The 8,521-nt window shown below is 68.4% G+C and carries 9 protein-coding genes and 1 riboswitch; of the genes, 4 read left to right on the top strand and 5 right to left on the bottom strand.

Translation table 11 applies throughout. The features are described 5' to 3' along the window. Window positions 1-389: 389 nt before the first annotated feature. Both ORK51_RS04505 and ORK51_RS04500 read right to left on the bottom strand, forming a co-directional pair. On the bottom strand, window positions 390-1,304 hold the full coding sequence (locus ORK51_RS04505) for an MBL fold metallo-hydrolase (protein WP_266084317.1): 915 nt from the start codon (window positions 1,302-1,304) through the stop codon (window positions 390-392). Window positions 1,305-1,420: 116 nt separating this feature from the next. After that, a complete protein-coding gene (locus ORK51_RS04500) occupies window positions 1,421-2,059 on the bottom strand; it encodes an NAD(P)-dependent oxidoreductase (RefSeq protein WP_266084316.1) in 639 nt (212 codons plus the stop codon). A gap of 96 nt (window positions 2,060-2,155) precedes the next feature. Between ORK51_RS04500 and ORK51_RS04495 the strand changes: the two genes are divergently transcribed. Together ORK51_RS04495 and gph are read left to right on the top strand one after the other, a co-directional pair. Beyond that, window positions 2,156-3,058 (top strand): LysR family transcriptional regulator, encoded by a 903-nt coding sequence (locus ORK51_RS04495; protein WP_266084315.1) that lies wholly within the window; start codon window positions 2,156-2,158, stop codon window positions 3,056-3,058. An 84-nt stretch (window positions 3,059-3,142) separates the two neighbouring features. Further along, a complete protein-coding gene (gene gph / locus ORK51_RS04490; protein ID WP_266084313.1) occupies window positions 3,143-3,793 on the top strand; it encodes a phosphoglycolate phosphatase in 651 nt (216 codons plus the stop codon). Between the two features lie 109 nt (window positions 3,794-3,902). Here gph and btuB read toward each other — a convergent pair whose 3' ends face one another. Continuing rightward, the gene (gene btuB, locus ORK51_RS04485; RefSeq protein ID WP_261997642.1) at window positions 3,903-5,744 is read right to left on the bottom strand and encodes a TonB-dependent vitamin B12 receptor; all 1,842 of its coding nucleotides are present in this window, start codon (window positions 5,742-5,744) and stop codon (window positions 3,903-3,905) included. A 121-nt stretch (window positions 5,745-5,865) separates the two neighbouring features. Further along, window positions 5,866-6,097: riboswitch (cobalamin riboswitch) on the bottom strand. Between the two features lie 152 nt (window positions 6,098-6,249). Here btuB and ORK51_RS04480 point away from each other — a divergent pair. Further along, the gene (locus ORK51_RS04480; RefSeq protein ID WP_266084310.1) at window positions 6,250-6,828 is read left to right on the top strand and encodes a histidine phosphatase family protein; all 579 of its coding nucleotides are present in this window, start codon (window positions 6,250-6,252) and stop codon (window positions 6,826-6,828) included. Window positions 6,829-6,864: 36 nt separating this feature from the next. Here the strand turns inward: ORK51_RS04480 and ORK51_RS04475 are convergent, their stop codons facing one another. After that, a complete protein-coding gene (locus tag ORK51_RS04475) occupies window positions 6,865-7,236 on the bottom strand; it encodes a TfoX/Sxy family protein (protein WP_046273811.1) in 372 nt (123 codons plus the stop codon). After that, on the bottom strand, window positions 7,233-7,715 hold the full coding sequence (locus ORK51_RS04470; RefSeq protein WP_046273812.1) for a GAF domain-containing protein: 483 nt from the start codon (window positions 7,713-7,715) through the stop codon (window positions 7,233-7,235). The genes ORK51_RS04475 and ORK51_RS04470 overlap by 4 nt, the downstream gene beginning before the upstream one ends. Window positions 7,716-7,834: 119 nt before the next feature. Between ORK51_RS04470 and bioD the strand changes: the two genes are divergently transcribed. Next, the gene (gene bioD, locus ORK51_RS04465; RefSeq protein ID WP_266084306.1) at window positions 7,835-8,518 is read left to right on the top strand and encodes a dethiobiotin synthase; all 684 of its coding nucleotides are present in this window, start codon (window positions 7,835-7,837) and stop codon (window positions 8,516-8,518) included. Window positions 8,519-8,521 lie beyond the last annotated feature (3 nt).

Raw genomic sequence — 8,521 nt, 5'->3', positions numbered from 1 at the left:
TGTGTAGTTGGTCGTTTTTTTGGCCTTTTTCAAGATCGATATCAGCGTTGACCCCAACGCTAACGCCAACGTCAACGTCAACGGCGGATGCGCTGGTGTTCGGGTGATGAGGGTTTGGGACGACGCGGGTGGGGTAGCGGGACCCGCTGCAAGTCCCGCTCCGCGGCCCGGCCCAGCCGCTGGCGGCTGTGCGTTCAGTCGCATGCGAGGCAGTGCCTCGCAAGCAATGCGCCTTCACCCATGTAGGCTCGTGTGTTGCCATCCATGGCAACACACGGTCCCGGATACCCCACCCGCGCCGTCCCTCCGACACTGGGTCGGTGCGCAGAGAGGAAACGCGTCGCGCTTTTCAATGTGCGCAATGACGTTGGGCTTCTACGAATGCGCCCTTACGGCCACTGCATTTCACCCTTGGCTACTTTTGCGCTCAGTTCCAGCGAGCTCTCGCCCGCCAGAGTCGGATAGCGTTTTTTCATCGCGGCAATCAGTGCGTTGGCGTCGTTGCTGCGTGCGGTTTCTTCGTCGAAGGCGCGGATGTAGTCGGCGGTGAAATCCACGGCGCTGATGTCCAGGGCGGCACCCGTTGCGTAGTGGCCCGGGATGACGCGGGTGGGTTTCAGGGCTTTGAGGGTGGCCAGGGTCTGCAGCCAGTGCGCGTGCGATTGGGCGCTTTGGGTGTCGGCCATCCAGACGTGCTCGCCGGCGACGATCGGGATGCCGCCGAGGATGGTGCGCAGGGCGGGGATCCACAGGACGGTGCGGTCCGGGGTGGGACCGGTGAGGCCGATGATCCTGATCGGTTGGCCTTCGAGGGTGAGGGTGTCGCCGTCGAGGGTGTTGGGGATGACGATGCGGGTGGGTTTGCCTGCACCCATCTGCGGGCCCCAGTACGCGAGTTTGGCGGCCTGGGTGGCGTTGATGTGGGCAACGGTTGCGGGGGTGGCGAGGACTTGGGCGTCGGGGAAGGCGTCCTGCAGGGTGGCCAGGCCGAAGTAGTAGTCGGGGTCGCCGTGGCTGATGTAGATCGTGGTCAGCCGTTTGCCGGAGGCGCGGATGCGCTGGACCAGTTGCGCGGCATCGGTGGCGGCGAACTGGGCATCCACGAGGATGGCGTCGTGGCGGCCGGTGATCAGGGTGGACGCGACCGAAAACAGCGCCTCGTCGCCGGGGTGGTAGGGCTGCACCTGCAGCGCGTGGGCTTCGGCGGTGGCCGCAGCGGCGTGGCTGATGGCCGGTGGGCTGACGGTGAGCGCGGTACCGAGCGCCACCGCCAGGGCCAGGGTGGTGCGGGAAACGTTCGGCATTTCAAGAAGTCCTGTGCAGTGCGGCCCCGGCATCGCACCGGGGCGATACGGCCCCGACATGACCCCGGGGCCGGTAGAGCCGACCGTTGGTCGGCTGCTTCACATCGGCGGCCTGGTCAGTACGCAACCGTGGCGATCTGCCGCACGTACTGCGGGGTTTCGATCTCGCTGACGAAGGCGTCGGCGTAGTCGGCGTAGCTGATCCGGCTGTGGCCGTCGGCACCGACCAGGAAATTCTTCGCCTGGGTGCGGGAGCCGCCGCGCTGCGGGCCGGGGCCGATCTCGGCGGCGGGCGAGTAGAAGGTCCAGTCCAGGTCGTCGACGGCCTGCAGCTGCTTCAGCGTCTCGCGCGCGGCCAGGGCGACCGGCTTGTAGGCATCCGGGAAGCCCTCGGTGTCCACCAGTTGCACGCCCGGGGCGACTTCCAGGCTACCGGCACCGCCGACCATGATGAAGCGCGGTACGCCGGCCTGGCGGGCTGCCTTGACCAGCGCGGCGCTGGTGGTGGTCACGGTGCTCGGCGCATCACCCGGGCGCGGGCCGAAGGCGCTGGCCAACACGTCGTGGCCGGCGATCACGGCTGCCAGGGCATCGGTATCGTCCAGCGCGGCGACGGCCAGCTGGGCGCCCTCCAGTTCGGCCGGCAGGTCGGTCTCGCGGCGCACGATGGCGGTGACCTGATGGCCGCGGGCGAGGGCCTGGCGGGTGATTTCACGGCCGATATTGCCGGTGGCACCAACAAGCGCGATTTTCATGGGGCAGGTCCGTTGAGGAAGGAAGGCCAGCGTATGCCTCTGGAATCGAACGAAAAACCGCGTATAACGGCCTAATTTGTTGCACGGATCGATCAAATGGACCGGATGACCGCCATGAACGTGTTCGTCGAGGTCGCCGAGCGCGGCAGCCTGACCGCAGCGGCCGAGGCACTGGAGATGTCGCGGGCGATGGTGACCCGTTATCTGGCCGAGGTGGAGCGCTGGCTGGGCGCGCGGCTGCTGCACCGGACCACGCGCCGGATCAGTTTGACCGGCCCGGGCGAGGCCGCGCTGCTGCGGTTCCGGCAGATGCTGGCGATCGGTGATGAGCTGCGCGGTGAGCTGGCCACGGACAACCCCGAGCCGCACGGGCTGCTGCGGGTCACCGCGAGTGTCTCCTTCGGGCAGATCCACCTGGCGGCGGCGGTGGCGGCGTTCGTCAAGCGGCATCCGCTCACGCGCGTGGAACTGCTGCTGGTGGATCGGGTGGTGAATCTGGTCGAAGAGCGAGTGGACATCGCGGTGCGCATTTCGCGCGCGATCGATCCGAGTCTGATCGCGCGGCCGTTGGCGCCGTGCCGTTCGGTGCTGTGCGCGGCGCCGTCGTACCTGACCGAGCACGGCACGCCGACCACCGCCGACGCACTGGCCGCGCACAACTGCCTGACGCACCACTATGTCGGCAAGAGCGTGTGGCACCTGCAACGCGACGGACGGAAGATCGCGGTGGCGGTGGGCGGCAACATCAGTGCCAATGAAGCGTCGCTGCTGCTCGAAGCGGTGCGTGCCGGCGCCGGCATCGCGATGTTGCCGACGTACCAGATCGCCCCGTTGCTCCGCAGTGGCGAGCTGATCGAGGTGCTGCCCGATTACGAAGTGGAAGGCTTGGGCATCCACGCGGTATATGCGTCACGCCGGCAGCTGCCGACGATCATGCGCAGCTTCCTGGATTTCCTGGTGGAACGTTTTGCCAGCCCGGAATTCCTGGCGCAGCTGTAAGCGCGGCGCTACCCGGGCATGCATCGGCATCACACACGCGCCTCCGTACAATGGCCCTCCCCTGCTGTGGAAGTGAGCATTGCCTTGTCTTACCCGTATCCGTTGGTGGTGTTCGATCTGGATGGCACGCTGGTGGACAGCGCAGCCGATATCGCCGAGGCGTTGAACCGCACGCTGCAGGACTGGCAGTTGCCGCGCGTGCCCGAGGCCACCGTGCTGACCTGGATCGGCGATGGTGTGCGCCGGTTGGTGGAGCAGGCATTCGATGCGGCTGGCAGCGCCGTCGATCTGGACAAGGTGATGCCCGGTTTCATGCGGCACTACGAGGCGTGCCTGTTGCGCAGCCCACGTCTGTTTGATGGTGTGACCGACACGTTGGCCGCATTGCGCGAACGCGCGGTGACGCTGGCGATCTGCACCAACAAGCCGTCGGCGCTGGTGGCGCCGTTGCTGCAGCATTTCGGGTTGCAGGATCAGTTCGCGCTGGTGCTGGGCGGAGATTCGCTGCCGGAACGCAAGCCCAGTGGTGCGCCGTTGCGGCATATCGCGGCGCACTTCGAGGTGGCCGTCGAGGCGGCCCTGATGGTGGGTGATTCGATCACCGATTACCGCGCCGCGGTGGATGCAGGCATGCCGGTGGCGCTGGTGCGCTATGGCTATCCGCGCGGGCTGGATCTGGACAATGTCGAGGCAGTGGCCGTGATGGGCGATCTGCGGGAACTGCTGGCGCTCTAATGCGCGTGTGCCGACCAACGGTCGGCACCTACCAGGTTCAATGGTTGTGCCGACCAATGGTCGGCAGCTGCCGAGGGCGGGACGGCAGCGGTGCCGCCGTCCCGTGCGCTTATTTCGGCTGGTAACGCACGCTCAGGCGGTACTCGCGGCCCGGCTGGTTGTACCAGGCAACGGTTTCGTAATCGCGGTCGAACACATTGCTGACGCGGCCCAGCACCGACCAGTCGCGGCTCAGCGCGTATTCCAGGCGCAGGTCCACGGTGCCATAGCCACCCAGGCGCACGGTGTTGGCCGCATCGTCGTAACGCTTGCCGGCGCCGTTGGCGGTGAGGCCGGCGCGGAAGTCACCGAAGCGGCGATCCACGTCCAGGCGCGCGGTGTTCTGGGCGCGGCGGGCCAGCCAGTTGTCGAACTGCGCGCTGCCGTCGGTACGGTTGCGCGGATCGGTGTGGCTGAGCTGGGCATTGAGGTCGAACCCGGCCACGGTGATCGCACCGGTCAGTTCGGCGCCGCGGATGCGGGCCTTCTCGACCTGCGACATCATGAAGGTCGTCGCGTCGTACGTGATCAGATCATCGATGCGCGTTTCGTACACGTCCAGGCCCCAGCGCCAGCCGTCGCCCTGCTGGGCAATGCCGACGTTCGCGCTCTTGGATTTTTCCGGGTCCAGGGTCGGCACGCCGCTCCACGGGTCGTAGAGGTCGCTGAAGGTCGGGGCCTTGAACGCCGTGCCGTAGCTGGCGTTGAGGCGGAACCCGCCGCCCAGCTCCAGGCCCCAGCCGAGGCTGCCGGTGGTGTGGTTGCCGAACTGCTCGTTGTCGTCGTTGCGCACGCTGGCCTGCAGGTGGTGCGCGCCGAAGCGGCCCTGGTACTGCACGAACACGCCGGTGTTGTCGCGGCTGTCGACCAGATAGCCGGCGCTGCTGCCGTCCAGGTTGTCCTGGCTCCAGTCCACGCCGGCGCTCAGCAGCTGGCCATCGGCGATGCCGATATCGGCCTGCACCGAGGCGCTGTCACGGTGGGTCTGCGCGTTGCCCAGCCAGGTATCACCGTTGAAGTTGTCCGATTCGTTGTCGGCCCGGCCGACATTGACGGTCAGGTTGAAGCGCGCGCTGGGGGTGTAGCGCAGCTTGCCACCGAGCACCTGCTGCAGGGTCTCGGAGTAGTTGTAGTAGCCGTCGTAGTGGTTCTCGCCTTCGGCGCGCAGCGCGGTGCCTTCCAGGCTCAGCGTATCGGTCAGCGCATAGCCGCCGCGCAGGCTCATCGACAGGTTGCGGTAGCCATCGCGGTCGGGCTCATTGGCGCCACAGCCGGCGAACGGCGAGACGGAGCCGCGGCAGGCGTTGATGCCGTCGGTGTGCTGGTAGGCGATGTCGGTGCCGAACCAGCCACGCTCGCCACTGCCACCGAAGCCACCGCTGGCCTCGCGCAGGCCGTTGCTGCCGCCGCCGAGCTGCAGGTGCGGGGCGAACTGGCCGGCATTGCGGCGGGTGAAGATCTGGATCACGCCACCGATCGCGTCGGCGCCGTACAGGCTGGACTGCGGGCCACGCACGATCTCGATGCGCTCGATCTGTGCCAGCGGAAGGTCCTGGATCATGGCCAGGCCGAGGTCACCGGTGTTGATGCGCACGCCGTCGATCAGCACCAGGGTGTGGGCCGAGTTGGTGCCGCGCAGGAACAGCGAGCTCTGCTTGCCCAGGCCACCGCTGTTGTTGAGGTTGATGCCGGCCCGGCCGCGCAGCAGGTCCTGCAGCGACGGTGCCTGGCTGCGCTCGATCTCGGCGCGGTCGATCACCTGGGCCGGCGAGATGCTGTCCTGCAGGGCGATCGGGGTGCGGGTGGCGGTGACCAGTACCTGGTCCAGCGCGGTCGCCTCGTCCTGGGCCGACGCCAGCAGGGGCAGGGCCGACAACACGGCCAGGGAAAGGACTTGGATCTGCAGCTTCATCGATGACTCCATGCACCGCGCACGCCCGCGCGGCAAGGGGTGGGGATGATCGCGCTGCAGGGAGTTCGACGGTGGGCGGACGCGCAGGCGCCTGCTTGCCGCCGCCATGCCCGCCGCATCGCAACCAGTCGTCTTCCAGGCCGGTCTCCGGGCTCGCGGGTCGATGGCCGTGCCATCGTGCCAGGCGCCTTCCCATGCCGGAGCACAGTGGCGTGTTGCCTGGTGTTTCCTCGCTTACCGTTGCGGGGGCAGCGCCGGAGTGGCGGCGGGGCACGAGGCCTGACGCGTCACCGGCTTCCCGTTTCAACCCGGCGGCATTGCAGCCCCGGGTCACCTGAAAGTGGGCGCAGTCTAAGCCATCGGCCGGGCCGGTGGAGCGCACCGGTTAGAATGCGCCTCGCTTTTTCGATGTGATCTCCATGACCCCGACGTGGTTGCAGCACCCCGGTACCGACGCCCGTGACCCTCACCGGCCGGCCGCAGCGGGCAGCAGAGGGGGCCCGGCATGATCCTCGACCTGATCCGCCACGCCAGCACCGGCCGCGACGACCATCTCGATGGCCGCACCGATCCACCGCTGCATGAGGGCGCCACCGACGCGCTGTGCGCGCGCTACGCGGCGCTGTCCTGGGAGCGCGTGCTGTGCTCGCCACGGCAGCGCGCCGTGCGCACCGCCGAAGCGCTGGCGGCCCCGCTCGGGCGGGGGGTGGACACTGACGAGGAATGGGAAGAGCTGGATTTCGGCGACTGGGATGGTGCCGCGCTGGAGGCGCTGCCGATGGACGCGCTGTCGGCGTTCCATCTGGACCCGCACGCCAACCCGCCGCCGCACGGGGAAAGCTGGGGCCACTTCGAGCGCCGCATCGCGCGTGGGCTGCATCGGCTGCTGGATGATCCGGACCCGGTGCCGACCCTGATCGTCAGCCATGGCGGGCCGCTGCGCATCGTTCTGTCGCAGGTCTGCGGGTTGCCGATGGCAATGTGCTGGGCGCTGCGCATCGACCACGGCACGCGGCTGCGGCTGCGCGTGGAGCGCGAAGACGATCAACTCTGGGGTGAGCTGCTGGAACTGCAGCAGGTATGAAGCGCGCAGGACCGACGATGCGTCGGTCCGTGCGGATCAGCGAGGCTCGTCGTCGCTCTCGAACGGCGGTGCGTCATCGCCCTCATCGTCGCGATGCTCGACCGTGCGGTCGTAGACCGGGCCGGACGCGGGCGGCGCCTTCTTCAGCGGCTGCTCGGCGATGATGGCCTCGTACTCGGCCACCAGCACGGTGCGGCGTGCTTCCGGCAGTTCCTGCCAGTGGCAGTCCTGCAGCGCGCCTTCCAGCGAATAGAGCAGGTTCAGGCTCGGTTTGAAGCCGGCACGGCGCACCTTGACGAAGGCACCCACGGCGCCGACCGCCACCAGGTCTTCCGGCGTACGCAGACCGACCTGGCGCAGCCATGCTGCGCTCTTCGGGCCGATGTTGCGCAGCTTGGCGCCACTCATCCCAGAGCCTCGACGAACACGGCGGCGATCGCCTCAAGGCCGGCCTGGTCCTCGGCGTCGAAGCGCGCCAGCGAGGGACTGTCCAGATCGAATACACCGACCAGGTTGCCGTTGTGGACCAGCGGCACGACCAGCTCCGAGCGCGAGGCCGAGTCGCAGGCGATGTGGCCCGGGAAGGCGTCCACGTCTTCGATGCGCTGGGTAACCCGCTGCGAGGCGGCGGCGCCACACACGCCCTTGTCGAGCGGAATGCGCACGCAGGCGGGCAGGCCCTGGAACGGGCCGACGACCAGCTCCTTGCCGTCGAAGAAGTAGAAGCCGACCCAGTTCAGGTGCGGCAGGGCGTGGTAGACCAGCGCCGACAGGTTGGCCGCATTGGCGATGCGGTCGCGCTCGCCATGCACCAGGGCACGGGCCTGGGCCAGCAGCTGGCCGTACTGTTCCGGCTTGCTGCCGGTAAGCGTGGAGGTATCGAACATGGCCGCAGTCTACCAAGCCGCACGCCCGCCTGCGCCGGGGCCGGCGGAACGCAGCAGACCGCACCGCGGCGCTGCCGGGACGGCGGATAATGACGCGTTTCCAGCCCTGGTCGTCCTTCATGTCCCTGCCTGCGCCGTTGCCCGCCGCCCTGTTCGTCACCGGTACCGATACCGGCATCGGCAAGACCTTCAGCAGCTGCGTGCTGCTGCATGCCCTGCGCCGGCATGGCGGCACGGCCGTGGGCATGAAGCCGGTCGCCAGCGGCTGTGAGCGCACCCCGCAGGGCCTGCGCAACGAGGATGCCACCGCCCTGCTGGCCGCCAGCGTGCCGACGCCCGGGTACGAGGACCTGAACCCCTTTGCGCTGGAGCAGCCGCTCGCGCCGGAGATCGCCGCGGCAGAAGCGGGCGTGCAACTGTCGCTGGCGCCGATCGAAGCTGCCTTCGCGCGCCTGCGTGCCAGCGCGGACACGGTGGTGGTGGAGGGCGTCGGCGGCTGGCTGGCGCCGCTGTCGGCCGCGCTGGACCAGAGTGATCTGGTGCAGGCGCTGAAGCTGCCGGTGGTGATGGTGGTCGGGCTGCGGCTGGGCTGCCTCAACCACGCACGGCTGACCGCCGAGGCGATCGCGGCCCGCGGCGCGCACTGCATCGGTTGGATCGCCAACGAGGTGGACCCGGCGATGGCGCGCCGCGATGAGAATGTCGCGCTGCTCAAGGCGCGGTTGCCGATGCCGTGCTGGGGCCGCCTGCCGTATGCGCCGGGTGCGGATCCGGCGAGCCTGGCAGACCGCCTGGTGTTCTGAGCG

This window comes from Stenotrophomonas sp. RIT-551 (assembly GCF_026241915.1).
GTDB lineage: Bacteria > Pseudomonadota > Gammaproteobacteria > Xanthomonadales > Xanthomonadaceae > Stenotrophomonas > Stenotrophomonas bentonitica_A.
The sequence above is the reverse complement of the archived record's forward strand: the minus strand, read 5'-3'. Positions and strand labels throughout refer to the sequence as shown.

What these genes read in the sequence shown, in the direction of transcription:
- ORK51_RS04475 (WP_046273811.1), bottom strand. Translation starts at nt 7,236, where the DNA reads ATGAGTGGCGCCAAGCTGCGCAACATCGGCCCGAAGAGCGCAGCATGG.
- bioD (WP_266084306.1), top strand. Translation starts at nt 7,835, where the DNA reads ATGTCCCTGCCTGCGCCGTTGCCCGCCGCCCTGTTCGTCACCGGTACC.
- ORK51_RS04480 (WP_266084310.1), top strand. Translation starts at nt 6,250, where the DNA reads ATGATCCTCGACCTGATCCGCCACGCCAGCACCGGCCGCGACGACCAT.
- ORK51_RS04505 (WP_266084317.1), bottom strand. Translation starts at nt 1,304, where the DNA reads ATGCCGAACGTTTCCCGCACCACCCTGGCCCTGGCGGTGGCGCTCGGT.
- ORK51_RS04500 (WP_266084316.1), bottom strand. Translation starts at nt 2,059, where the DNA reads ATGAAAATCGCGCTTGTTGGTGCCACCGGCAATATCGGCCGTGAAATC.
- ORK51_RS04470 (WP_046273812.1), bottom strand. Translation starts at nt 7,715, where the DNA reads ATGTTCGATACCTCCACGCTTACCGGCAGCAAGCCGGAACAGTACGGC.
- ORK51_RS04495 (WP_266084315.1), top strand. Translation starts at nt 2,156, where the DNA reads ATGGACCGGATGACCGCCATGAACGTGTTCGTCGAGGTCGCCGAGCGC.
- btuB (WP_261997642.1), bottom strand. Translation starts at nt 5,744, where the DNA reads ATGAAGCTGCAGATCCAAGTCCTTTCCCTGGCCGTGTTGTCGGCCCTG.